At 59.6% G+C, this 24285-nt stretch carries 29 protein-coding genes and 1 tRNA gene; 13 read left to right on the plus strand and 17 right to left on the minus strand.

The annotated features are described in order from the left end of the window. Window positions 1–6 precede the first annotated feature (6 nt). The 7 genes from B149_RS0100275 to B149_RS0100305 all read left to right on the plus strand — a co-directional run bounded on the left by B149_RS0100275 (window position 7) and on the right by B149_RS0100305 (window position 5023). A complete protein-coding gene (locus B149_RS0100275) occupies window positions 7–723 on the plus strand; it encodes an amino acid ABC transporter permease (RefSeq protein ID WP_018123153.1) in 717 nt (238 codons plus the stop codon). Next, entirely contained in the window at window positions 723–1406 is a 684-nt protein-coding gene (deoC, locus tag B149_RS0100280) for a deoxyribose-phosphate aldolase (protein ID WP_018123154.1), read from the plus strand. The genes B149_RS0100275 and deoC overlap by 1 nt, the downstream gene beginning before the upstream one ends. Beyond that, window positions 1403–2044: a precorrin-8X methylmutase gene (locus B149_RS0100285; RefSeq protein WP_018123155.1), complete on the plus strand. Its 642-nt coding sequence runs from the start codon at window positions 1403–1405 to the stop codon at window positions 2042–2044. The genes deoC and B149_RS0100285 overlap by 4 nt, the downstream gene beginning before the upstream one ends. A 123-nt stretch (window positions 2045–2167) precedes the next feature. Next, window positions 2168–2392 (plus strand): 4Fe-4S dicluster domain-containing protein, encoded by a 225-nt coding sequence (locus B149_RS16030; RefSeq protein WP_018123156.1) that lies wholly within the window; start codon window positions 2168–2170, stop codon window positions 2390–2392. 32 nt (window positions 2393–2424) lie between these two features. Beyond that, complete coding sequence (locus tag B149_RS0100295) at window positions 2425–3570, plus strand: 2-oxoacid:acceptor oxidoreductase subunit alpha (protein ID WP_018123157.1); 1146 nt, start codon at window positions 2425–2427, stop codon at window positions 3568–3570. A gap of 4 nt (window positions 3571–3574) precedes the next feature. Next, window positions 3575–4426: a 2-oxoacid:ferredoxin oxidoreductase subunit beta gene (locus tag B149_RS0100300; protein ID WP_018123158.1), complete on the plus strand. Its 852-nt coding sequence runs from the start codon at window positions 3575–3577 to the stop codon at window positions 4424–4426. Beyond that, the gene (locus tag B149_RS0100305; RefSeq protein WP_018123159.1) at window positions 4427–5023 is read left to right on the plus strand and encodes a 2-oxoacid:acceptor oxidoreductase family protein; all 597 of its coding nucleotides are present in this window, start codon (window positions 4427–4429) and stop codon (window positions 5021–5023) included. Window positions 5024–5084: 61 nt separating this feature from the next. Here the strand turns inward: B149_RS0100305 and B149_RS18170 are convergent, their stop codons facing one another. The 10 genes from B149_RS18170 to hisH all read right to left on the minus strand — a co-directional run bounded on the left by B149_RS18170 (window position 5085) and on the right by hisH (window position 11128). Continuing rightward, window positions 5085–5219 carry a DUF3096 domain-containing protein gene (locus B149_RS18170; protein WP_018123160.1) on the minus strand — a complete coding sequence of 45 codons (135 nt, stop codon included), beginning with the start codon at window positions 5217–5219 and terminating at the stop codon, window positions 5085–5087. A gap of 50 nt (window positions 5220–5269) precedes the next feature. Continuing rightward, window positions 5270–5719 carry an MgtC/SapB family protein gene (locus tag B149_RS0100315; protein ID WP_018123161.1) on the minus strand — a complete coding sequence of 150 codons (450 nt, stop codon included), beginning with the start codon at window positions 5717–5719 and terminating at the stop codon, window positions 5270–5272. Between the two features lie 23 nt (window positions 5720–5742). Next, a complete protein-coding gene (locus B149_RS0100320) occupies window positions 5743–5925 on the minus strand; it encodes a hypothetical protein (protein ID WP_018123162.1) in 183 nt (60 codons plus the stop codon). 26 nt (window positions 5926–5951) lie between these two features. Beyond that, window positions 5952–6119: a DUF1328 domain-containing protein gene (locus tag B149_RS18175; RefSeq protein ID WP_018123163.1), complete on the minus strand. Its 168-nt coding sequence runs from the start codon at window positions 6117–6119 to the stop codon at window positions 5952–5954. Window positions 6120–6184: 65 nt separating this feature from the next. After that, window positions 6185–6472: a sll1863 family stress response protein gene (locus tag B149_RS0100330; protein WP_018123164.1), complete on the minus strand. Its 288-nt coding sequence runs from the start codon at window positions 6470–6472 to the stop codon at window positions 6185–6187. Window positions 6473–6651: 179 nt separating this feature from the next. Beyond that, entirely contained in the window at window positions 6652–7119 is a 468-nt protein-coding gene (locus tag B149_RS0100335) for a hypothetical protein (RefSeq protein ID WP_018123165.1), read from the minus strand. Window positions 7120–7176: 57 nt separating this feature from the next. Further along, window positions 7177–9381 (minus strand): DNA helicase RecQ, encoded by a 2205-nt coding sequence (recQ, locus tag B149_RS0100340; RefSeq protein ID WP_018123166.1) that lies wholly within the window; start codon window positions 9379–9381, stop codon window positions 7177–7179. Window positions 9382–9412: 31 nt separating this feature from the next. Further along, window positions 9413–9583 carry a hypothetical protein gene (locus tag B149_RS18465; RefSeq protein WP_018123167.1) on the minus strand — a complete coding sequence of 57 codons (171 nt, stop codon included), beginning with the start codon at window positions 9581–9583 and terminating at the stop codon, window positions 9413–9415. A gap of 134 nt (window positions 9584–9717) precedes the next feature. Further along, complete coding sequence (hisF, locus tag B149_RS0100350) at window positions 9718–10497, minus strand: imidazole glycerol phosphate synthase subunit HisF (protein ID WP_018123168.1); 780 nt, start codon at window positions 10495–10497, stop codon at window positions 9718–9720. Further along, a complete protein-coding gene (hisH, locus tag B149_RS0100355; RefSeq protein ID WP_018123169.1) occupies window positions 10487–11128 on the minus strand; it encodes an imidazole glycerol phosphate synthase subunit HisH in 642 nt (213 codons plus the stop codon). Before hisH ends, hisF begins: the two co-directional genes overlap by 11 nt. A 254-nt stretch (window positions 11129–11382) precedes the next feature. On the opposite strand from hisH, the gene B149_RS18470 reads away from it, so the two are divergent. After that, window positions 11383–11556, plus strand: coding sequence for a hypothetical protein (locus B149_RS18470; protein ID WP_156816699.1), 174 nt, complete (start codon window positions 11383–11385; stop codon window positions 11554–11556). Here the strand turns inward: B149_RS18470 and B149_RS0100365 are convergent. Genes B149_RS0100365 through B149_RS0100375 form a run of 3 tightly spaced genes read right to left on the minus strand, consistent with a single transcriptional unit; the run spans window position 11546 to window position 13275 of the window. Beyond that, the gene (locus B149_RS0100365; RefSeq protein ID WP_018123171.1) at window positions 11546–12403 is read right to left on the minus strand and encodes a J domain-containing protein; all 858 of its coding nucleotides are present in this window, start codon (window positions 12401–12403) and stop codon (window positions 11546–11548) included. The genes B149_RS18470 and B149_RS0100365 overlap by 11 nt on opposite strands. 9 nt (window positions 12404–12412) lie before the next feature. Next, on the minus strand, window positions 12413–12856 hold the full coding sequence (locus tag B149_RS0100370; RefSeq protein ID WP_018123172.1) for a YkgJ family cysteine cluster protein: 444 nt from the start codon (window positions 12854–12856) through the stop codon (window positions 12413–12415). Beyond that, window positions 12853–13275: a CoA-binding protein gene (locus B149_RS0100375; protein ID WP_018123173.1), complete on the minus strand. Its 423-nt coding sequence runs from the start codon at window positions 13273–13275 to the stop codon at window positions 12853–12855. Before B149_RS0100375 ends, B149_RS0100370 begins: the two co-directional genes overlap by 4 nt. A gap of 82 nt (window positions 13276–13357) precedes the next feature. Here B149_RS0100375 and B149_RS0100380 point away from each other — a divergent pair, with 82 nt between their 5' ends. Next, window positions 13358–14578 carry a M24 family metallopeptidase gene (locus B149_RS0100380; RefSeq protein WP_018123174.1) on the plus strand — a complete coding sequence of 407 codons (1221 nt, stop codon included), beginning with the start codon at window positions 13358–13360 and terminating at the stop codon, window positions 14576–14578. Between the two features lie 84 nt (window positions 14579–14662). On the opposite strand, the gene B149_RS0100385 is transcribed toward B149_RS0100380, so the two are convergent. Next, window positions 14663–15847: an iron-containing alcohol dehydrogenase gene (locus tag B149_RS0100385; protein WP_018123175.1), complete on the minus strand. Its 1185-nt coding sequence runs from the start codon at window positions 15845–15847 to the stop codon at window positions 14663–14665. Window positions 15848–15875: 28 nt separating this feature from the next. After that, window positions 15876–17666 (minus strand): protein-disulfide reductase DsbD family protein, encoded by a 1791-nt coding sequence (locus B149_RS0100390; protein ID WP_026167361.1) that lies wholly within the window; start codon window positions 17664–17666, stop codon window positions 15876–15878. A 96-nt stretch (window positions 17667–17762) separates the two neighbouring features. Here B149_RS0100390 and B149_RS0100395 point away from each other — a divergent pair. Next, window positions 17763–17838 (plus strand) — tRNA-Lys (locus B149_RS0100395). Between the two features lie 206 nt (window positions 17839–18044). Here B149_RS0100395 and B149_RS16035 read toward each other — a convergent pair. Next, window positions 18045–18800, minus strand: coding sequence for a putative metalloprotease CJM1_0395 family protein (locus B149_RS16035; RefSeq protein WP_018123177.1), 756 nt, complete (start codon window positions 18798–18800; stop codon window positions 18045–18047). Between the two features lie 131 nt (window positions 18801–18931). Continuing rightward, window positions 18932–20659: an aldehyde ferredoxin oxidoreductase family protein gene (locus B149_RS0100405; RefSeq protein WP_018123178.1), complete on the minus strand. Its 1728-nt coding sequence runs from the start codon at window positions 20657–20659 to the stop codon at window positions 18932–18934. Window positions 20660–21449: 790 nt separating this feature from the next. Between B149_RS0100405 and mtnA the strand changes: the two genes are divergently transcribed. The 3 genes from mtnA (at window position 21450) to arsB (ending at window position 24128) form a co-directional block, all read left to right on the plus strand. Continuing rightward, window positions 21450–22487, plus strand: a complete 1038-nt coding sequence (gene mtnA, locus B149_RS0100415) for an S-methyl-5-thioribose-1-phosphate isomerase (RefSeq protein WP_018123180.1) — start codon at window positions 21450–21452, stop codon at window positions 22485–22487. A gap of 172 nt (window positions 22488–22659) precedes the next feature. Continuing rightward, window positions 22660–23007 (plus strand): ArsR/SmtB family transcription factor, encoded by a 348-nt coding sequence (locus B149_RS0100420; protein WP_026167362.1) that lies wholly within the window; start codon window positions 22660–22662, stop codon window positions 23005–23007. A gap of 17 nt (window positions 23008–23024) precedes the next feature. After that, a complete protein-coding gene (gene arsB / locus B149_RS0100425) occupies window positions 23025–24128 on the plus strand; it encodes an ACR3 family arsenite efflux transporter (protein WP_018123182.1) in 1104 nt (367 codons plus the stop codon). Window positions 24129–24285 lie beyond the last annotated feature (157 nt).

A 24285-nucleotide genomic window follows, 5' to 3' on the forward strand; every position in this document is an offset into this window, starting at 1 on the left:
GCCGCAATGCACTGGGAAGTCGTCTGGAACAACTTCGATTATTTCCTCTGGGGGGCCACCAAATTCGACGGGGTCTTTCCCTACATCCATAACGTGGGCGGACTGCTGGCGAGCATCATTCTCGCGGTCCTCGGCATCTTTTTCGCCTTCTGGATAGGCATGGCCTTCGGTCTCATGCGCCTGTCCAAAAAGCCCTGGCTCAGGTATCCGAGCGTTTTCTACATCGAGGTCATCAGGGGCGTTCCCCTTCTGATGCTCATCTTCTGGTTCTATTTTCTGGCCCCTGTGGCCATGGGCAAGAACCTGCCCGGGTTTCAGAGTTCGCTCATCGCCTTTGTGATCTTCACCGGCGCCTATATCGCGGAGATTGTTCGCGCGGGTGTTCTTGCGCTGCCAAGCGGACAGCTGGAAGCCGCGCGCGGCACCGGCCTTTCGCAGACGCAGGCCATGGTGTTCGTCATTCTGCCGCAGGCGCTGCGCAACATGATTCCGTCCTTCGTGAACCAGTTCGTGTCCCTGACCAAGGACACCTCGCTGGCCTACGTCATTGGCGTGAACGAGCTCACCCGGACTGCGGTTCAGGTGGACAACCGCGAGATGAATGCCTCTGCAGAGATTTACATCACCATCGCGGTACTGTATTTCATCGTGTGTTGGGTGCTTACATCCACGAGCCGCAGGATGGAAAAACAGTTGTCACGCTATCAGGCCAGAGGAAGCTGATGCAGATTAACAGACCGCTTGAGGTCGCGCCGTACATAGATCATACACTTCTCAAGCCCGACGCCACCGCCGCCGACGTGGACAAACTCTGCGCCGAGGCGGTGCGTTTCGGCTTTCGCACCGTGTGCGTCAATCCCTTGCACGTGAAACTCGCCGCATGGCTGCTCAAGAAGGAAGAGCCCGACGTGTGCAGCGTGGTGGGATTTCCCCTCGGAGCAAGTCTCACTGAAACCAAGGCCGCCGAGACCGCGGCCGTTGTCCGTCTCGGTGCCACCGAGGTGGATATGGTCATGAGCGTCGGCTGCTTCAAGGCCGATGATTATAAGACCGTTCTTAAGGACATCAAGAGCGTTGTGAAGGCTGCCGCTGGTGTTCCGGTCAAGGTCATCATCGAGTCCGGCCTGCTCAAGGATTCCGAGATAGTGCGCGCCTGCGAGATCAGCGCCGAGGCCGGAGCTGCATTCGTCAAGACCTGTACCGGATTTGGAACCGGCAGCGCCTCGCCGTCGGCCGTTCGGCTCATGCGCGAAACCGTGGGAGACGCGCTCGGAGTCAAGGCCAGCGGCGGCATCAAGAATTTCAATGACGCCCGGCTCATGCTGGAGGCCGGAGCCGACAGGCTCGGCACCTCATCGTCCGTGGCGGTCTGCGGCGGACGTGCTCCGCGAAAAACCAAGCAATGAGCCGCGACAGCATCCGCAACATTCCTCTGCCTGCCGACATCGAAGCCGAGTCTTTCCGGATCATCGACTCCGAGGTCCCACAGCCGCGCCCATTCGAAGGCCCACACTGGGAAATCGCACGCCGCATGGTGCATACCACGGCGGATTTCGAGCTGCTTGACCTCGTGCACTTCCACCCCGATGCCATTGACCGGGGCAAGGCCGCCTTGGCGTCCGGCTGCACCATCGTCACCGACACCGAAATGGCCCGCATGGGCATCCCGAAGCGACGCATGGAGCCGCTTGGCTGCACCGTCCGCTGCCTGATGAACGATCCGCGGGTGGCCGAGGCTGCAAAGCAACGCGGCACCACCCGCGCGTTCGCCGCCGTTGACGTGGCCCTTGCGGAAATGAAGCCCGCGGTCTGGGTTGTTGGCAATGCGCCCACCGCACTCATCCGACTGGTTGATCGCATTCGCGAAGGGGCCGAGGCTCCTGCGCTGGTGGTTGGCATGCCCGTGGGGTTCGTCAACGCCGCCGAGTCCAAGGATTACCTGATGGACTCCGGCATCCCCTGCATCTCCGTCCGGGGACGCAAGGGCGGTTCCGCACTTGCCGCCTGCGTGGTCAACGCGCTGGCGGAGATCGTTCTGCGCTAAGTCGTTATTTCCGTATCATATTCGTCCCTGTCACGCTTGCCTTGCTCATAAGACAGTGCTACGCCGAAACTATTACTGTTCGGTCGAGGCATTGGGGTTACCACTCTTTATCGGATTGAGGTTATGGCAAAAAAGAAGAAGGGACAGAGCAAGGTCACGGTCTATCCGGACTGGTGCAAGGGTTGCGGCGTTTGTGTGTCCTTCTGTCCGGCCAAGGTGCTTGAGCTGGACGAAACGGGAAAATGTCACGTTGCCAGGGAAGACGACTGTATTCACTGCGGGTTCTGCGAGCTGCATTGCCCGGATTTCGCCATCGTCGTCACTGCAAAGACGAAATCGGAAGAATAGCAGTCCACCGCTGCGGGAGAGGATTTTCCAACATGGCAAGAAAGAAGAAGAAAAAAGAGATTTTCGCGCTTGGCAACGAGGCGGTGGTCGAGGGAGCACTCATAGCGGGCTGCTCGTTCTTCGGTGGATACCCCATCACTCCGTCTTCGGAAATCATGGAGATCATGGCCAGCCGTCTTCCGGGCACGGAGGACGGTGCTTTTATCCAGCTGGAGGATGAAATTGCCAGCATGGGAGCCGTGATTGGTGCTTCGCTGGCAGGCAGAAAAGCCATGACCGCCACTTCCGGGCCCGGCTTTTCCCTGATGCAGGAGCATCTGGGCTACGCCTGCATGGCAGAAACTCCGTGCGTGCTGGTCAACGTGATGCGCGGCGGGCCTTCCACCGGACTGCCCACGAGTCCGGCGCAGGGTGACGTAATGCAGGCTCGCTGGGGTACCCATGGCGATCATCCCATCATCGTGCTTTCCGCCTCGGACGTGCAGGAATGTTTGGAGATGACCATCCGAGCGTTCAACATGGCCGAAAAATATCGCACTCCGGTGGTACTGCTCATCGACGAAATCACGGCCCACACCCGCGAGAAGATCGAGGTGCCCGAAAACGGTGACTACGAGATTCTCAACCGCGTGGTGCCGTCCATGCCGCCCGAGTGGTACAAGCCTTACGAGGAAACGGTTCGCGGCGTGCCACCCATGCCGCCGATTGGATCCGGGTACCGCTTCCACGTCACCGGTCTGACCCATGACCGAAACGGTTTTCCCACCTCCCGGCCGGACGAGGTGAATGAACTGGTGCAGCGTATGCACCGCAAGATCGATCAGTTCTTCTACGACATCCAGATCACCGAAGAGACCACCACGGAAGATGCCGAGGTGGTCGTGGTGGCCTACGGTTCGGTTGCCAGATCCGCGGAATACGCCGTGCAGCAGGCGCGCGAATCCGGGGTGAAGGCCGGACTGCTCAAACTCAAGACGCTCTTCCCGTACCCCAGACGCGCCACCGAGAAGCTGCTGGCCCGAGCCCGCACGCTGGTGGTGCCGGAGATGAACATGGGGCAGATATCCCGCGAGGTGAAACGGGTGAATATGGGGCGCGCCTCGGTGCGAACCGTGAACCGCGTCGACGGCCAGATCATCACGCCTTCCGAAATCCTCAAGGTCATCATGCAGGGGTAGGGCCATGAACGAAGTGACAGGAAATCAGATCATCCATCAATACCTGAGGCACAATAAGAAGTTCCCGCACGTGCTCTGCGCCGGATGCGGCCACGGCATCGTGCTCGGGTCCCTCATCCGCAGCGTGCACGCGCTCGATATCCCCAAGGACGACATGGTGATCGTCGCGGGAATCGGCTGTTCCGGCAGGCTCGCCGTGTACGTGGACTTCAACACCATCCATACCACCCACGGCCGCGCGCTGACATTCGCCACCGGCATCAAGATGGCAAACCCCAAGCTCAAGGTCATCTGCATCATGGGCGACGGGGATGCGCTGTCCATCGGCGGCAACCATCTGATCCATGCGGCGCGGCGGAATATAGGCATCACCGCGCTGGTACTCAACAACAACATCTACGGCATGACCGGCGGACAGAGTTCACCGGCCACGCCTGCGGGCAGCGTTTCCATGACCGCCCCCTTCGGCCAGCTGGAGGAAAACTTCGACACCGTGGACCTCGCCAAGGGCGCCGGAGCCAACTATGTGGCCCGCGGCACCGTGTTCCATGTGCAGAAGCTGGAAAAGCTCATGCAGCAGGCCATCACCCAGCCGGGCTTCAACATGCTTGAAGTGTTGACTCCTTGCCATACGCAGTACGGCCGAAAGAATAAGTTCAAAGGCCCTGTGGACATGTACAAATGGCTCAAGAAGACAGCTGTTCCCGTGGAGCGCTACGAAGAAATGACCGAACAGCAGCGCGAATCCCGCATCCCCATCGGCGTCTTTGCAGACAAGGGACAGCCCGGGCTCGAAGAGCGCTATTACGCCCTCAAGCAGGAAATGCTGGCCAAGCAGAAAGAGGAGGGCAAGTAGATGAAACAGCCAATGGATCTTGAACGTTTTGAAATCCGCTTCTCCGGACTCGGAGGGCAGGGCATCATTACCCTCGGCAGGGTCATGGGCGCGGGGCTCGCGCTGGGACACGGCTACAACGTGACCCAGACCCAGAGTTACGGGCCGGAAGCTCGTGGCGGTTCCAGCCGCTGCGACCTCGTGGTCAGCTCCGGGCGCATCAGCTTCCCCAAGGCGGAGAACCTTGACCTGCTCGTGGCACTGTCTCAGGAGGCTTGCAACGCCTATTATCCGTACCTGAAGCCCGGCGGAGCGCTGGTAATTGAAACGGATATCGTGAAGCAGCCGCCATCCAATCATTACCTTGGTCTTCCTTTCACCAAAATGGCCAAGGAAAAGATCGGCATCGTGCAGGCCATGAATACCGTGGTTCTCGGCGCGTTGACGCATCTGCTGCCGTTCACGGTTCAGCGCGTCATGCGCAAGAACATGGAGGAGGCGCTGCCGGAGAAAATCCGCGCCGTGAACGTCAAGGCCTTCAATCTCGGTCACCGGGAGGCCAAGAAGGCTTTTGGCGAGTCCCCGGAGATATGGGGACACCCGTCCGAAGACGATTAGCCGGTAATAAAGCCCCCTTCCTCGGAAGGGGGCTTTATTGGGTTAGTGTAGCAAATGGCGGTTACTGAATCAGTCCGAGCACGCCGAAAACGATCAGATAGGTAGCAACTATGTAGTTGAGCATCTTGGGTGCCACGAGAATCAGTATTCCCGCCATGAGGGACAACAGGGGTTGCAAATCCACGTGCAGGCTCATGTCAGTTCTCCTTGTCGTTTCAGGCCGGAATCATTCCATCCCGCCGGGGTTCACTCTTGCTCTTCCTCGCTCAACCTGTTTTTGAGTCCACCGACCATTTTCAGAGTCACGTAGTTGATGGCGCTGAGAACGATGGCGATCTCATAGCGGTTGAACGCGGTGGCCACACCAATGGCGCCCATATTCCAAATGCTTGCCGCGGTAGCGGTACCGATGACGGATTCCCTGTGCTTGAGGATCGCCCCGCCACCAAGGAAACCGATGCCTGTAACGAGTCCCTGAAAGACCCGTGCCTCGGACCCGGTCGAATCGAGCACCGAGATCCCGACCAGCATGAAGCCGCAGGTGACGACTGCCACAAGTGGAAAGGTCCTCATCCCGAACTGGATTTCGCTCGTTTCGCGGTTGAGCCCGATGGGCAGGGCCAACAGATAGGCAAAGGCGATGTGCCAGAGATGATACCACACCTGCGCCCAGTCGATATCCATGAATGGCGGCACGATGCTGTTCCTCGCGACGACCGCTAATTGTCCACCGATTCTTCCAGCTTGTCACCGGCTTCCTCGATGCTGTCGCCAGCTTCTTCAATGGCCTGATCCACCTGTTTGCCGGCCTTCTCCGCCGGACCTTCCTGCTCACAACCGAAGGCCACGGCAAAGAATGCCAGCAGGCAGAGCACGTAAACGAATTTCTTGAGTATCTTCATTGTTTTCTCCCTTAGGGGGTAGATGGTTAAATGCGCGGCCTGCGCCTTCCCATGACAAGTGAAATCACGAAGGCGATGAGGAAAACGAAGAAAAGAATCTTCGCTATGCCTGCAGCGGCCGCGGAAATGCCGCCGAAGCCGAGAATGCCTGCGAGTATTGCCACGATGAAAAACACCACTGACCAGGATAGCATGTTTCCTCCTTTAGACTGGAATTCAAAATGACCGGGGGCGGCTTTGGCGCCCCCAGTCGTGATGGTTACTTAAAGCGTGCGCTTGCAGACTTGATAGCTTCGTCAAGGATGTCCCATGCTCCCTGAAGACCAATCTTCAGATCCTGCCATGCGCTGTCTCCAGCCTGTTGGAACTCCGCGAGTTTCACCTTGGCCTCTTCGCGCCGTTCCTTCAGCTGCTTGATCTCGTCGTCGTATTTGACTCGCAGGTCAGCTTCAGCCCCTTTGGCCTTGGCTTCAAGGCGGCTCACTTCGGCGTTGAGTTCGTCAAGCTTTGCTTTCATTTTCTGAACGTATTCTTCACGGTTCGACATGATTGGGTACTCCTTCATGTTTGGTTTCTATAGCATTACAATGCCGTAAACTTTGCAGAAACTTATTCCAACCATACACCAAACGAAGCGATGGTCAAAGAGAGAATCAACTTTTAATGGAAGGAGCAGGGTGTGTTGACGTGAAGGGCGTTGAAAAGAAAGGGGAAAGAAAGAGTGTCTCAGCGCTTGAGAGCGCGAGTGAGACGCTTGATGAGCGATTCCGTGCCGGAGTGCCCGTTGAGGATCGGCTGTGCTGCGGAAACGTTCACTGGCGTGCAGGAGTCCGGCAGTTCCGGAATGGGCAGAGTCAGCCCGTGGCGCGATGCAAGTTCTGCCAGACCGGCCTTGATGGAATGAAAGGTGGCGGAGCCATGCCCGGAGTCTTCATCATGATCGCAGCGGTACTGCACGTGGGCACGGTGAAGTTGTTCCATGCAGGAATGAAAAAACGCAGGCAACCCGTCGCCGACTACGGGGGCCAGCGCATCGAGAGCCATGTTGGCGGCCGTGATGATCTCCTCGCCGGTGTTGCCCCAGTGCATGGAGTCGTTCTTGCTCTGTCCGTCGCGGATCTCTTGTTCGATGATCCGGTCGAGTTCGCGCCGTACCGGGCGGATGAGGGATTGCTCTTGGTGTGATTTAGACATGGGTTTGCTGATTTTGCTGCTGACTAGCGCAATCCGGGCAGCATAGCAAGCCCTTCGTCATTTTGAAGCGCCTTCTCGGTTCAGTCCGTTGCGGATAATGCGCAGCAGCCCGTAATCGTAACGTCCCTGAAGTTCCTCGTGTACCGGGGAGAGTTCCATGATGCCTCTGGTCCGGAAAGCGGTCATGACATCGCGGATCTCGCGCACGGCGTCTTCTTCGAGGGCACACAGGTCCCGCCAGTCGTATTCGCCAGATGACACGGCGCTGGCAAGATGGTTCCAGACAGTGCTCGCCCTGAGATTCCGTTCCTGCGCCACTTCCTCGACGTTGCCGAGCCGCGTGAACGCCCGCGCGCTCTCAAGCGCGGATTCGCTTGCGCCCTTTCGCGCGGGCTTGGCGGTGGAGCGTTGTTGCGGCAGGGGAGGAAGGTCATCCGGTCTGCCGTTGATGGCTTCATGTCCCTCCAGAACGGCAAGGAAGGTTTCCCCGAAGCTTTGCAGCTTCATTTCCCCGATGCCGCTGAGAAGGCCGAAATCCGCCAGTGCGCTAGGCCGGTAGCGAACCATTTCCAGAAGGGTGCGGTCGGGAAAGACCGCGTAGGGCGGGATGCCGCGTTCGGACGCCAGTTCCGCCCGTTTTGCGCGCAGGGCGTCGAAGAGGATGCGCGCTTCGCTTGTGGCCAGCGTGCCTTCCTCGTCAATGCGCTCGCCTCTGGTGCGGCGCCGGGAAATTTTGGGAACGACCGGATCGGTTCGCAACACCACTTCGCGCTCTCCCCGGAGCACCTGCCACGAGTTTTCATTGAGATGCAGTGCGCCATGGCCCTCAATGTCTACTTCAAGCAGCCCGGAGGCGCCGAGCTGACGATAGACGGAACGCCATTCTCCGCCGGAGAGCTCGTCGCCGATGCCATAGGTCGATAGCTGATCATGGCCGAGCTGGCTGATGCGTTTGCTAGTCTCGCCCTTGAGCACATCCGCCAGATGCTTGGCTCCAAAGCGTTGGCCGGTACGAAAAATGTTGGAAAGCGCCTTCTGTGCGGCCACGGTGCCGTTCCACCTCTTGGGCGGCTGTGCGCAGGTGTCGCAGTTCCGGCAAGGTTCGATGCTCTCGCCGAAATAGGAAAGCAGCGCCTGCCTGCGGCAACCCGGAGCTTCCAGAAAGGCCATGATGGAATCCAGTTTGCGGTGTTCCACGAACTTGCGGCGGTCATCGGCATCCCCGCCCACGATCATGGAGCGCATGATCGCGAAGTCCTGAAGACCATATGTCATCCACGCATCCGCCGGGAGCCCGTCGCGTCCGGCGCGGCCCGTTTCCTGATGATAGGCCTCAAGGCTGCGCGGCGGTTCCAGATGGGCCACGAACCGCACGTCCGGCTTGTCCACGCCCATGCCGAAGGCTACGGTGGCGACCATGACCAGCCCTTCCTCGCGCATGAACCGTTCCTGATGCGCGTTGCGTTCATCCGCGCTGAGTCCTGCGTGATAAGGCAGAGCCGTGATGCCGTTTTTGTTCAGGAATGCCGCGGTCTGGTCGGTTTTCTTGCGGCTGATGCGGTAGACGATGCCGGAGTCGCCCTGGTGGGTGTTTCGGATGAACTGGAGCAGTTGATGCTGCGGTTTATCCTTGGGCTGTACCGTATAGCGAATGTTCGGCCTGTCGAAACCGGTGGCGAAGATGCGCGCTCCGTCAAGGCCGAGGTGCGTCAGGATGTCGTTGCGGGTCGGCAGATCCGCCGTGGCGGTAAGGGCCACCCTCGGTACGCCGGGAAAGCGTTCCGGGATGATGGAAAGCTGGAGGTATTCGGGCCTGAAGTCGTGCCCCCACTGGGAGACGCAGTGCGCTTCGTCGATGGCGAAGAGGTTGGGCCGGAGCCGCGCCAGACGCTCCAGAAACTCCGGGCGGCACAGGCGTTCCGGTGCCACGTAGAGCAGGTCGAGCCGTCCGTACTCCAGATCGGCCTGCACCTCGTTCATTTCCTGCATGGAAAGGGATGAGTTCAGGCACGCCGCACGTACGCCCGCCTGCCGCAGCGCCGCCACCTGATCTCGCATGAGCGCAATGAGCGGCGAAACCACTACCCCGAAGCCGTCCCTGAGCATGGCCGGAATCTGGTAACAGAGGGACTTGCCGCCGCCGGTGGGCATGAGCACGACCGCATCGCCTCCGTCGGCCACGTGAGGGATCACGTCGCCCTGAAGGCCGATGAAGTCATCGAATCCGAAAACCGTGCGTAGGATGTCGTGGGGAGTCGGCATGCGATGGAGCTATCAGTTGAGGCCGGTTCGGTCAAAGCCGGATGCAGGGGCTATTCGGCTTTTCCCTGAGGGACCATTGCACGGTTGGAGCGGCGAAAGCCAACTTTTCGGTGCTGGCGACCTTGGCCACGTACTGTACGTACTGCGCATCCCCGTATGCGTAGAACAGCATCCAGTGCCGGTCGAGATTCATCACGAACATGTGGTAGCTCTGTAATGTATATTTTTACAGAGCAAAGAAAAACGGGCGGAATGGAACCGCCCGTTTCATATATGCATATGTTCGCCCGTAAGGGCTTGGATGGACCGGATGTTCGCATCCGGTGGGTGCGCCGGTTACCAGATTGTCCGGATGACCACTCCGGCGTCCGCCATGTGCTTTTTGATGTCCGGCAGGGTCCATTCGCCGTAGTGGACGATGGAAGCGATAAGGGCGGCATTGGCGCGACCCTTGGTTACGGCGTCCACCATGTGGTCGGGGTGGCCTGCGCCGCCGGAGGCGATGACCGGGATGTGCACGGACTCGGCAACGAGCCGGGTCAGTTCAAGGTCGTACCCGTCCTTGGTGCCGTCGGCGTCGATGGAGTTCAGGCAGATTTCGCCTGCGCCGAGCGCCTCGCCGGTCTTGGCCCATTCGAGGGCGTCCATGCCCATGTGCTTTCGTCCGCCGTGGATGACCACTTCGAACCCGGACGGGATGTCATCGCTCTTTTCCACACGTTTGACGTCCATGCCAAGCACGATGCACTGAGAGCCGAAGCGTGCGGCCCCTTCGCTGATGATGTCCGGATTCTTGACCGCGCCGGAGTTCACCGAGACTTTCTCGGCACCGGCCAGCAGCACGTCGCGCATGTCGCTGACCGTGTTGATGCCGCCGCCGACGGAGAAGGGGATGAAAATCTCGGAGGCGACCTTGTCCACCACGTCGAGAAAGATGCCGCGTCCTTCGGAGGATGCGGTGATGTCGTAGAAGACGATCTCGTCGGCGCCCTGCTCGTAATACTTGCGGGCGGTTTCCACGGGGTCGCCGATGTCTACGTTGTCCTTGAACTTGATGCCCTTGGTCAGACGGCCGTCGCGAACGTCGAGGCAGGGGATGACTCGTTTACTCAGCATTGGCTGCCTCCAGACAGAAGTTGTGGAAGTTCTTGAGCATCTGCAGTCCGGGCTTGCCGCTCTTTTCGGGATGGAACTGCACGGCCCAGAGGCCACGGCGTCCATGCACGGAGCAGAAGTCACGACCGTAGCGTGTTTCGCCGATGATGAATTCTTCCTTGGGGGCCGGGAAGTAGCTGTGGACGAAGTAGAAATTCGCTTCGGGGTCGATGCCCCTGAAAAGTTCGCATTCCTGCTTCAGTTCAATGGTGTTCCAACCCATGTGCGGAACGCGGATGGGGTCGCCCTCGTAGTCGGTCCATGAGGGATTGAACAGGCGGCATTCGCCGGGGATGATAGCCAGCGCCTTGGTGTTGTTTTCCTCAGAGTAGTCCAGCAGGATCTGACAGCCCACACAGATGCCCAGCATGGGTTTTTCCTGCCAGATGAGCGCCTTGAGCGTCTCGTCCTTGCCATCGATGTGTAGTTCGTCCATGGCCTGTCCGGCCGCGCCGACACCCGGAAAGATGATGCCGTCGGCGGCTTCGAGCCGTTCCGGGTCGTTGGTGATTTCGTTTTCGATGCCGAGGTGATCCAAAGCGCGTTTCACGCTGGTCTGGTTCCCGGCGTTATATTCAAAGATTGCCAGCATGTCGGCCCTCCTCAGGGGTTTCATTCATTCCAGCGAGTAGTGAAAAAAACAGCGGAATGCAAGTCGTTTTCCTCAAGCGTCCATTATTTACGTTTTTAGAAGCCAATAAGAGCAGGTTTTCAAAAATGTAATTTTTCACTGAGTGTATGCCTTTTACAACGTGCCGGAATGATTTGCAGTTATAAATGGCACGCTCCTTGAGTAGGAAAGGGTAAAAACGGCGTACGCAAACGCCGCAAAAACAAGGAGGCCGCATGATATCGATAGTAATGGGAACCGTGTTGTTCGTTCTGGCAAGTCTTTCCGTGTCGGTCTTCTTCGTGAAGCTCGAACTGGTCGCCAAAGATGTGGTCGAGGCTGCGGTGGAGTCCCCGGCGCCGGCAGTGCGGGAGTTCCGCAACGGCAGGAAGGGGCTGGTTATTTGGTAGGCCGGGCTTCTTCAGGATAGACCTTCAACAGCAGGTCACCCTTCCACGGGCCGACCTGCTTTCCCAGACTCCGAAGGCGGATGGGCCGCCCCGGATGGAAGTCCGAGGGCAGCGTCACTTCGATGGTGCGAGGTTCGTTGCTGAAGCGGCGGTGGACCGTGATGCGGATCTTGCGTCCCGGCATGAGCACGCTGGCCGGGAAGTAGGCCGTCAGTTCGTCGTCGAGGTGAGAGCGGACCCAGTTTTTTGCACTGCCCAGAATGCCGTCGGAAAGGTCGAGCTCCAGCTTCTTGCCGCGCAGTTCAAGGCTGAGTTTTCGCCGCTTGAGTTTCAAGGGGCCGCCGTGAGGCCGGTTCTTGTCCACCCTGTTGTATATGTCCTCGAAGACCTGTCTGGCGAACGGGTCGTTCATGAGGTCGCGAAAAACCTCTTCTTCCTTGTAATAGAACCGCTGGCTGCGCGAACGCGTGGATTCCGGCCCCGGCTCCCACTTTTTGCGTTGCTTCTGCCGGGTTCCCGGTCCCGGTTCGGATTTCGTGCTTCGCTGCTGCCGCTGGTAGGCCCGCGCGCCTTCGTCAGGGCGTTTGTAGGCCTTGCCGTGGCTGCGGTCGCGTCGTTCCTCGCCCGGTTTCGCCCGTGCTCCGGAGGTGGAGGTCTCCCCAAGGGTCTTGCGCAGGGTTACGTAGGCTTCGTTGACCTTGCGGAAGCGGTCCGCCGCGTCTTCGGAGTCGTTCAGATCGGGGTGGAGCTTGAAGGCCAGCTGCCGGAAAGCGGTCTTGACCGCGTCCATGTCCGATCCGGCGCGGACGCCGAGAACCCGGTAGCATTCATTGACGGACATGGACATGGCGGGCGGTTACTCCTCGCTGATGAGCGCGTTGGCGTCGCAGTCGGGGTCGTGACGGGAGAGTCCTTCCTGACGGATGTACTCCTTGCCCTGACGCACGAACTCGTCGTGTCCCGCCTCGGGATTCACGCCGGGACAATATTCCTGAATCATTTCCCAGCTTCCCTCATCAATGAGGTTGCCGCGGAAAAAGGGCCACGCACGGCAGATGTCGGGCCTGCCGGGGTGTACGCTGCATCCAGCGCCTTCACGGAAGAAGACGCAGTAGCCGTCGTCACCCGTGACGACCTGCCACTTTCCGCCGCGCTGGTATGCGTACTGCTCAAGCATGGAATCCACTTCCTGCTCAAGGTGTTCCGCAAGGCGCACGCGGTCCTTCTCGGACATGACGATTCCGCCTTCGCCGTGGCAGCAATGGCCGCACATCTTGCAATCGAAAGCCGCGACGCTCATCGGGCCTCCGGCAGCAGACGTTCTGCCTCGACCTTGAGGCAGAGGTCCTCCACGACCATGACGCCTTTCGGCTCAAGCATGGCGCGAGCTTCGGGATTGAAAATGCCAGACTGCATCCAGAAGCAGCGGGGCAGTGAATCCAGTTCCAGAACTTCCCGTGCGTGGTCGGCGCAGAATTCGGAGGCGCGGAACAGATCGACAATGTCCACGGGATGCGGAATGTCCTTGAGGGAGGTGTATGTCTCCAGTCCCCATACGCCGGTGCGTTTCGGGTGGACTGGGATGACGGTGAAACCCATATCGATAAGGGCGCGACCCACTCTGTCCACGGGGCGACCCGGCTTGTCCACGGCTCCGACGATGGCGATGGTCTTGACCTCGCGGAGCAGGGCGGCTAGCTCTTTTTCATTGTACAGCATTGGTAACTCCTTCGTCCGCATTTTGATACCGGAAACATCCGGTCTTGCATAGTCCCCCGTAACTGTCCAAGGAGATTGAGACATGTTTGAATCTTTGGCGAATATACCGCATGAAGAACTGGAAAGCCGTTTCGAGGCCGTGCGGAGCCATCTTCGCGACGTGGCACCCGAAGCTGGAGGCATTCTGATCTTTTCACGCCTGAATATCTATTATTTCACCGGCACGCTCGGTCAGGGCGCACTCTGGATTCCATTGGAGGGCAACCCGGTCCTGATGATCCGCAAGGGAGTGGAACGCGCCAGGCTCGAAGCGGGCCTTGAGCCGCATCCGTTCAAGTCGTACGGGCAGATTCCCGAAGTCTGCGCCGAGGCTGGGAGCCCCCTGACCGCAACCGTCGGCGCGGAGACCGCCGGCCTGACATGGCAGCTCTCCAACTTGCTGACAGCGAAGCTCTCGGAAACGACGTTCCAGCCCGCCGACCATGCCGTGGCGCTGGCCAAGGCCGTCAAGTCCACGTGGGAGCTGAACATCATGCGCAAGGTCGGACAGCGGCATCATCGTTGCCTGCATGAGCTCATCCCGGAAGTCATCAAGCCGGGCATGAGCGAGCGCGAAATCTCTCACAAGGCGTGGGAAGTGTTTTTCGCCAACGGTCATCAGGGACTCATGCGTATGCAGGCCCACGGCGAGGAAGCCTTCCTCGGTCATGTCGCCGCCGGAAATTCCGGCAACTATCCGAGCATTTTCAACGGTCCGCTCGGATTACGAGGTGAGCACCCGGCGTCGCCCTACATGGGGTACGCGGGCAAGCTCTGGAATGAGGGCGAGCCGCTTGGCATGGACATCGGGTTCATCGTGGAAGGGTACCATACCGACAAGACGCAGACCTACTGGGCCGGACCGGCTTCATCCATCCCGGACGAGGTTCGACGCGCTCATGATTTCTGCATGGAAATGCAGCAGTGGGTCGCGGACAACGCGCGGCCCGGAGCAACGCCCGAGGAGCTGTACCTGTACTGCGCGTCTCAGGCGGAAGAGCGCGGCTTCGGCGACGGGTTCATGGGCCTTGGAGAAAACAAGGTGCCCTTCATCGGCCACGGCATCGGCCTGACCATCGACGAGTGGCCGCCGCTGGCAAAGAAATTCCGCGATCCGCTCAAGCCGGGCATGGTCATCGCGGTGGAGCCGAAGCAGGGTATCCCCGGCGTCGGCATGGTCGGTGTGGAGAACACTTTTGAGATAACCGAGGACGGTGCCCGCTGCATCACCGGTGACGAGTTCGACATCATCTGCGTGGAGTAGCGTCAGATACGAGGCAAATGGCATGAAAAAGGCCCGCATCGAACATCTCGATGCGGGCCATGTCTCTTTTTTGGGGCTTCAGGGCTACTTCAGGGCGCGGCGGTAGATTTCCATCACGTCGTCGCGGTTCATCTCGATGGGTGTAACGGCGAAGAGATTTCCCATGGTGGACAGAGCGTTGTCGGCCAGTGCCGGGATTTCGTCTTCGGTGACGCCGTAGTCGGAGAGCTTCATCCCGTCCAGCCCGATGTCACTGATGAGGTCGTCGAGCATCTCGATGAAGCACATGGAGCCTTCGGCCTCCGGTTCGATCTCGCGGGAGTCGGCCATGGTCAGGCCAACGTCTTCAAGGCGCTCTTCGCCCTTTTCGGCGAGATAACCGAAGTAGGCCTTGGAGAGCATGATCAGCCCGGCGCCGTGCGGCATTTCCGGATGGAATCCGGAGAGCGCGTGCTCCATGCTGTGGTGCGAGATGCAGCAGGAGAGTGCCTCGCACATGCCCGCAGCGGTGCTGGCCCAGGCGAGCGCGGTGCGTGCCTCGATGTTGTCGCCGTCCTCCACCGCGATGGGCAGGTAGTGGGTGATGAGGTGCACCGCCTCCAGCGCCAGCAGGTCGCTGGTGGGCTGGCGGCAGGTGGCCAGATAACACTCCACGGCGTGGAAAAACGCGTCCATGCCGGTGAAAGCGGTCTGGTTCTGCGGCACGGAGAGCATCAGCTCCGGGTCCACCACAGAGAGCGCGGGGAAGGTGGAGTCGTTGCCCCAGCCGATTTTTTCCTCGGAGCCGGATTTGGTGATCACGGTCCACGGGTCGGCCTCGGTGCCGGTCCCGGCGGTGGTGGGGATGGCCACGATGGGCAGCGCGGGTTTTTCAGGCGCACTGCCCTTGCCGGAGCCGCCGGTCATGTAGTCCCAGTATTCCCCGCCGTTGGCGGCCAGCAGGGCGATGGACTTGGCGGAATCGATGGTCGAGCCGCCGCCGAGGCCCACCACGTAGTCCACGTTCTGCTCGCGGCAGATGTTCGCGGCCTCTTCCACGTGTTCGGAGAGCGGGTTGGGCGTGATGCGGTCGTAAACGATGGTGGAAACCTCGCGCTGGCCGAGCAGGCCCTGAACGCGGGAAAGGTATCCCTGCTTGAGCATGACACCGGATTCGCCGATGACGATCATGGCTTTCGACCCCTGCGGGAGGCGGGGCGTGGTGGCCAGCACGTCGAGCTTGCCCGCGCCGAACTCGATGCAGGTGGGAATGTTGAAGGTAAATTGCATTCTATGATTCTCCAATGTGTTTATCTTCTTAGTTATTATATGATTCCAGAATTGTTTCAACCTGCTCCTCGGTGAAGAGATCGCGCAGGACCACCGGTTTGTTCCAGTCGTCCCCCGCCGGGAAGAAGGCCGCCACCGGGAGACTGCGACTGCCAAGGGAGAAAAGCAGTTCCTCGCCTTCGGGATTCTGCTCCGAAAGATCCACCTGCACGAAACGTACGCCGTATTCTTCGCGCCATTGCGTCAGATTCTCCGGCGTCAGGACCGTGGCTTCGATGACCTTGCAGGTGGGGCACCAGTCCGCAGTGAAGTCCACGAACATCGCTTCGCGGCCGAGGCGTTCCTCGAAAGTGACCGGGTTGTAGGCGGTCCACATGAAGGATTCGCGCTCCGGCGCATAGAACCAGAGCAGCGTGAGTCCGAGCAGGCCCAGCCCCGCAAGGCGCAGGCCCCAGCGGGCACCGGTGGAAACGCCCGGTCCGGCGAGTCCCCAGAGCCATCCGGCAGGGACGGCAAGCCACATGACGAACAGGGCGGGCATGACCTCGGCGGGCGGCAGAATGTTGATGAGGTACAGCACGGTGCCGAGCAGGAAGAATCCCACGACGCGTTCCACGTGCTGAACCCATGCGCCCGGACGCGGCAGCCACGTGGCGACGCCCGGAAAAACGGACATGGCAAGATAGGGCGAGCTCATGCCGAGGCCCACGGCCAAGAAAACAGCTGCGATGTGTCCCGGAGGCTGCTGGAGTGCCCACGCGAGCACGCCGCCGAGGAAGGGGCCGCTGCATGGTGTGGCGAGCAGCGTCGCCAGCAGGCCTGTGAAGTAGGCCTGTGCCTTGTGCGAACGGACCTTGCTGTCGAATTTAAGGTCGATTACCGGCAGGTCGAACAGGCCGAGTAAACTCAGGCCCATGACAAAGACGAAGATGGCGAGCCCGGCAACCACTTCAGGCTGTTGGAAAATGCCGCCCCATGCGATGCCGGTCTTCCAGAGGATGACCGCCAGCGCTCCGAACCACGAGAGCACTCCTGCCGCAAAGAAGATTCCATGCGTGCGGATTTCCCTTCGCCGCTGCTCCGGTTCGCCGCCACTGCCGAGCAGGGCGGAGACCTTCAGGCTGATGACGGGCAGCACGCAGGGCATGAGGTTGAGCAGCAGCCCCGCAATCAGGCCGAAGAAAAGCGCGGCCCCAAGGCTGGTGACTTCAAGGGACTCGGTGTACGGCTTGGGCGAGAAGCCCCATTGTCCGCCGGGTTCAACGGGCTCTTCCCCGAACGCCTCAAGAAATTCGGGCCACCACGGCTGAAGCTCGGCCTTGGCGAGATCGTCCGGGCTGAAGGTCTTTGGCCGGAACGGAATCTCCATTCTGGCGGGCAGGCATTTGGTGTCGGAACAGAAGAGCAGCTCCACCTGTGCGTTGATGCTGCCGCTCTCCGGTGCATCGGGTGGTATTGGAAGAAAGACGCGCATGACGCCGTCATAGATGTTGGCGGTCTTGCTGGGGTCGAAGGTGTCAGGCTTGGAGACGCCGGGCGGAAAAACCGCTGCCAGCTCCATGCCGCCTGGTTCGATTGTGGCCTGAACGGTAGTGGGTTTTCCCACTCCGGTTGGTTCGGCGGAGTACGTGTGCCAGCCGTCCTCGAAGGTCATGGTGAGAACGGCCATGGAGGAATCGCCTCCGGGAAGGGCATACATGCCCCAACTCGTCTTGGCAGGGTAGTCCTGTTGCTGGAATCCGAGTTGTGCTGCGGCTGGCGCGGCAGCGAGAAGCATCAGGAGCAGGCTTGCGAGGATCGTTTTCAGAAGTCGATTCACAAAAAATCCTTGAAAAACGTTTTTTATTGTTGACATCGAACCGTCACATGGATAGTTATCTCTCCGCGCTGAGGGCAAACGCCCCCAACGCCGAGTGGGTCACTAGCTCAATTGGCAGAGCAGCGGACTCTTAATCCGGAGGTTCAAGGTTCGATTCCTTGGTGACCCACCACTCGAAAAGTCAACCCGGCAGCTCAGGCTGTCGGGTTTTTTCGTTGTGTGCGTTTTAATGTGTGCGGCGTCGTGATTCACCAGTGGATTCCTCATTCTCATTGTGATGAAGCGGTCTCTTGGCCGCTCGTAAAAAAATATCCGCCCGAATGGACGGAGTCAATGGGAATCGCGTTATTACCCGACAAGTGCGCGCTTTTGCACCGCTTAGATGGCTGTGCTGAATGCGCTGCCCGGAGTCGGGGTCTCGATGGGGGAGGATGCTGCCTGATAGGCCTGCGTCGCACGACGGGTGCGCGCAGAGGGTGCCACCTCGTCTTCGGCGGCGGATGTGGCTTGGCGCTCTGCCTTGATAGCCTGCTGTTCTTCTTCGGCTTCCTCGCGTTCGGCCTGCTTTTCCTTCTGCATCTCCAGCCGGGCTTCCTGTGCCAGCTGGGTGGCCTTGGCCGCAACCTTGAGATCCTGCGCCGAAGGGTTGGCCGGGGCCATGGCGGCCTTGCGGACCGTACGCGCCTTTTCTTCGGTGGCTTCGGGATTGCCCGGTACCTTGGATACGTCGATGCTGACGTTGCCGCCAACAGCATATTGGCGTCCGTCCGGTCCGGTTTCGAAAGAGTAGGAAGGCCCGCCCTGAACGTGTGCCCCGCCGGCCGACATGTGCGCCTGCTCATGGGTTCGGACTTCGCGGTCGCGCTGCTTGAGATCGTCGAGGTTGCGCTTTTCAGAGCCATTCAGCTCGGAGCGGCTCTTCACCGCCTTCTCGACGTTTTGCTGCTCCGAACTTCTCTGTCCGGCCTCGGCCTGACGTTGGTCTCGCCCCTGTTGCTTCTTTTCGTCCTGCGGATGCTCCTGCACAGGCTCCGGCGGGGCCATGCGCGGCGTGCTGTGCATCTTCTGCAAGCTGCCGTACAGGGTCCCGAAGAGGGATGCGGTGAAGTCGTTGGACGAAGTGACGAAGCTCATTTGTTCTCTCGCGTATGGAAGTCCTTTTCAGTCTACTTATCGGCGGACGGGCTGGCATTCTTTAGGGTGAAATGCAAAAAAAAGGGGCGACCCGAAGGTCGCCCCGTAACAGCTTGCTATGACTGCTGAAGTTAGACCTTTGCGCCCTGCATTTCCTGAGCGGAGAAGTCCCATTCCACGTCGTGCGGCGGGAGCTTTTCGGTGCTGAAGAAGCGCGGGAGCTGGTCGTCTTCATCGGTGAAGCCGGCGCGCTTGTTGAATTCCAGTTCGTCCTTCAGGCAGTTCACGCCAAGGGCGATGAATTCGTCTGCGGTGAACTTCAGGCCGGTGTGAGCCGCGACCACGTCGCACATGGCCTGCACGCCGTTTTCGTCATCGAGGACCGCGAAGGCCACGAACAGGCAGAGGCCGAGGGAGTCGATGGCGGCGGTGGCGATCTGGAGGTTCTTGGAGACCTCCACGTTGCCTTCCTTCTTGTGGCCGTCGATCTCGCCGCCGACCTTCAGGACGTTCTGGCAGACCGCGTAACCGGCGGTGTGGTCGCCGCCCATGGGGGTGGTGGCGTAGGTGACGCCGACGCCCTTGACGGCGCGCGGGTCGTATGCGGGCAGGGACTGGCCCTTGACGGTGGGCAGACGGTCCACGCCGAACGCGCCGCCTGCGAAGTCCACGCCGTTGGCGATGATGCGGCCGAGGTGGTCGCCGGTTCCGATCTTGCTCAGCAGGTCGATGGCTGCTTCGCCATCACCCCACGGGATGATGCCGCCTTCCATGGCCACGGCGATGGTGTTGCCCATCTCGATGGTGTCCACGCCCTTGTCGTCACAGATGCGGTCCATCTGGGCGATCTGGTCGATGTCGTCGATGAGGCAGGCAGCGCCCATGGCCCAGACAGTCTCGTATTCGAAACCGGAGGTCAGGTAGTTGCCGTCCTTGTCGTTGTACTGCTGGGAGCACTGGATGACGCAGCCGACGTGACAGCCTTCCTTGGTCTTGCCGCCGCGGGCTTCGATGGTCTCGGCGATCTTTTCACCGGAGATGTCGGCAGCCTTGTCGTACTGGCCGAAGCGGAAGTTCTTGGTGGGCAGTGCGCCGGCTTCGTTGATGATGTTCACGAGCACGGCGGTGCCGAATCCCGGCAGGCCCTGGCTGGTGACCGGATGGCCGGTGAGCACGTTGACCCAGTCCTTGCGGGCGGTCTTGAATGCTTCGGGGTCGGCTGCGGTGACCTTTTCGTTCACTTCGGGGTCGAGCACGAGGGCCTTGATGCGCTTGGAACCCATCACTGCGCCCATTCCGCCGCGACCCGCGGAGCGTGCCGGACGTTTGTAGGGGTCGGTGAACTGGATGGTGGAGGCCTTGCCGCAGTATTCGCCACTGGGGCCGATCATTGCGGCCACGAGCTTGTCACCGTATTCTTCCAGCAGTTTGTCGTGGGCCGGGTAGGTGTTCATGCCGGCGATGTCGCCTGCGTCCCGGAACTCGACCTTGTCCTTGGAGATGAAAAGGGTCTGGAGCGGGGCGTCCGCTTCGGGCTTGTCTTCCAGCACGATGGCGTGGATGTCCAGCTTGGGCAGCTTGTGGGCGAACAGGCCGCCGGAGTTGGACTCCTTGATGCCGCCGGTGAGCGGGGATTTTGCACCCACGGAGGCGCGGCCGGAGTTGGCTGCGGAGGAGCCGGCCAGCACACCGCCCGCGAAGACGAGCTTGTTCTCGCCGGAGAGCGGATGACAGTTTGCCGGGACTTCCTTGTTGACCAGTCGGGAGGTCAGGGCGCGGCCGCCGAGACCGGCGTATTCGCCTTGTTCCTCAAACCGGTATTCCTTGGTACGAGTGTTGATTCGCAGAATGCGGGGCATGGAGCACCTCGTCGTTTGAAGTTATCTGTCACCGCAGGAGCGGTGGCTAACATTTATTTGACAAATCCTCTTCAGTATACTCATTGTGGAGAAAATATGTCAAAGAAAACAATGGACTATGCCTGCTTGGACATAGTCATCCCACTTGTGCGGGAATGCCGTACGTTTTGGAGGATATAGGAATGAAGTGCACCATGCGCACAGTCGAAATCGGCAAGGGAACCCTTGGAACCACGACACTGCTGCAAAAGGGAGTCTGCGTCCCCGGGGCTTCCGGAGCAAGCGTCGGTGAGTTCCTTGAACAGTCGCTGGGCCTGTCGCCGGAGTATATAGATACGGATGTGAGAACGATTTTTTTGAACTGTTCTCCGGTGGACGACATTGACGGTGTTCACGTGAAGGACGGCGACGTGCTTTCGCTCTCAGCCGCAATGCCCGGGCTCGTGGGTATCGCCATGGGGCGCAACACNGCCGTCAGCGGCTTTCGCAGCGACATCAGCGCAAAGGACTCCGGGGAAGTGCCGGAAGGCGATGCCCTCGTCACGGTCAAGCTGTTCAATCTCGTGGCTCAGGATGCAGGTCCGGCAATCCTCGCACGCGGGGTGGTGGTTTCCGCGGACGCGCTGAAGTCCGCACTGGGTGATGCCGCTCCCGATGTGCAACCCGATGAAGAATCCGTCATTCTGCGTGTTGTCTGAACACCCCGGCATTGACTCCCTTTTCTCCTGACAGTACCACTGTGCGTGTTTTTTCCCGGATTCCGCGACCTAGTACATAATAAGGAGTCATCATGACCGAGCATATTCAGTATTCTCCCGAAAAGGACGCTCTTGTCCTGCTTGACCAGCGTTTTCTGCCCAACCGTGAAGACTGGTTCGACTGCAAGACCACCGACGACATCTGCTTTGCCCTCGTGGTCATGGTGGTTCGCGGCGCTCCGGCCATCGGGGTCACTGCCGCTTACGGCTGCTATCTCGCCGGACGCGAAGTACAGAGCATGGAAGGTGACTGGAAGAAAAATCTGCATGACAAGCTCGACCAGATCGAAAATGCTCGTCCTACGGCAGTGAATCTGCGCTGGGCGGTGCGCGAAATGCGCCGCGTCTGGAACGAGACGGGCGATGTCTCCCTTGATGAGCTGTGCACCATCTGGCTCGAACGTGCCAAGCAGATCCACGCGGGCGATATTGAAATGTGCGAAAGCATCGGACGCTTCGGCGGCGAAGTGATCGACGACGGCGACACCGTCATGACTCACTGCAACGCCGGGGCGCTGGCCACCGCAGGCTACGGAACCGCCCTTGGCGTCATTCGAGGCGCCATTGATCAGGGCAAGAAGGTCAAGGTCATTGCCAACGAGACCCGTCCCTTCCTTCAGGGAGCACGCCTCACCGCCTACGAACTCCATAAGGATGGCATTGAAGTCAAAGTCGCCTGCGACAATGCCTGCGCACTGCTCATGAAGGAAGGTCTCGTGGACAAGGTTGTCGTGGGCGCCGACCGCATCACGGCCAACGGCGACGCCGTGAACAAGATAGGAACCTACGGCGTGGCACTGCTCGCCAAACACTTCGGCGTTCCGTTTTACGTCGCCGCCCCCGTCTACACCATCGACCCCGAAACGCCTTCCGGCGACGATGTCCCCATTGAAGACCGCGATCCCAAGGAAGTCACCCACGTCGGCGATCATCAGATCACACCCGATGACGTGGAAGTCTACAACCTCGCCTTCGACCCGACCCCCAACGAACTCATAGCAGGCATCATCACCGAAAAAGGCGTTCTCAGGCCCCCCTACAAGGAAGCCATCGCCAAGCTTTTCGAATAACGATTCGGGCCAACGGCGCATACGCGCTATCCAAGCCCGCCGTTTGCTCATACGATTTCAGCCGCGCCGGACGTACCATCTCCACGTCCGGCGCGACTTTCATAGGATGACATTCTGGTTACGCACACAGTTCGCTGTTGACATATCCGCATAGGCAGATATGTTTTGCATCATGCAGCAACTTGCCGAACGCCTCAAAGGGTTGTCCGACCCGACCCGCCTTCGAATGCTGGCCCTGCTTGAGGCAGGAGAGCTTTGCATTTGCGATTTGATGGAAGCCCTGGATCTGCCGCAGTCGAAAGTGTCCCGTCACATGTCGTTTCTGAAAAACGGCGGATGGGTGACCAGCCAGCGCAAGGGCAAGTGGGTCTATTACGCGCTGGCGGAGCCAGTCGATCCAGTGCAGATCGATCTTCTTGCCACCCTGCGCGAGCATCTTCCCGAACTCGACACAGGCGTTGAAGATCGCGAACGGCTGAAGCAGTATCTGAAAACCAAGAAAGCCGACGCGTGCGGCTGAGCCGTCGAGGAGAAGTCATGTCCGAATCCGTCGTGAGAAGACTGTCCTTTCTGGATCGCTACCTGACCCTGTGGATTTTTATGGCAATGTTCATCGGCGTCGGTGGCGGGTATCTGTATCCCGACATCAAGAACGTCATTGATTCCTTTCAGGTCGGCACCACGAACATTCCCATCGCCATCGGGCTTATCCTGATGATGTATCCGCCACTTGCCAAAGTAAAATACGAACAGCTGGGGCAGGTGTTCAGGAACTACAAGGTGCTGGCCCTCTCCCTTGTTCAAAACTGGATCATCGGCCCGATCCTCATGTTCGGCCTCGCGATCACTTTCTTGTCGGGATATCACGAATACATGGTGGGCCTGATTCTCATCGGCCTTGCACGCTGCATTGCCATGGTCATCGTCTGGAACGACCTCGCCAAGGGGGACAGCGAATACTGCGCAGGGCTGGTGGCGTTCAATTCAATCTTTCAGGTACTGTTCTTTTCGGTCTATGCCTATGTCTTCATCACCGTGCTGCCCGGCTGGTTCGGTCTGGAAGGAGTCGTGGTTGACATTTCCATGGCGCAGATCGCAGAAAGCGTGCTCATCTATCTGGGCATCCCCTTTCTGGGCGGCATGATCTCTCGTTTTGTCGGGATCAAGCTCAAGGGAAAAGAATGGTACGAAACTGTCTTCATACCCAAGATCAGCCCCCTGACGCTCGTCTTCCTGCTCTTCACCATATTCGTGATGTTCTCGCTCAAAGGAGACAAGGTCGTCGAGCTTCCGTTCGATGTGGTCCGAATCGCCATCCCGCTCACCATCTACTTCCTGCTCATGTTCCTGGTATCCTTTTATCTTTCCTATAAAGCAGATGCCACATACGAACAGGCCACGACCCTGAGTTTCACAGCCGCTTCCAATAACTTCGAACTGGCCATCGCCGTCGCCATTGCGGTCTTCGGCATCAACTCCGGTGAAGCGTTTGCCGCCGTTATCGGCCCGCTCGTCGAAGTCCCGGTTCTGATAGCCCTCGTGAACGTAGCCGTCTATTTTAAAAGGAAGTTTTTTCCGCATGCCGTGGAAACCATCACCGGTGTCTGTCACGTGAAGTGTGAAACTTCCGAGGTGAGGTAGTCGTTGTGCCTCCGGCGGGCCTTTCAGGCGGACCAAAGGGGCGGGCCCCCTTTGGAAACCCTGAATTGTCCGCGGGGTTGCAGCGGCTGAATTCATGCGGCCACACAACTCGCGACCTCGCTGCAACCCCGCGGACGGGGTGATGGACTTGTTGAGA

The organism is Desulfovibrio oxyclinae DSM 11498 (genome assembly GCF_000375485.1).
Classification (GTDB): Bacteria; Desulfobacterota; Desulfovibrionia; order Desulfovibrionales; family Desulfovibrionaceae; genus Pseudodesulfovibrio; species Pseudodesulfovibrio oxyclinae.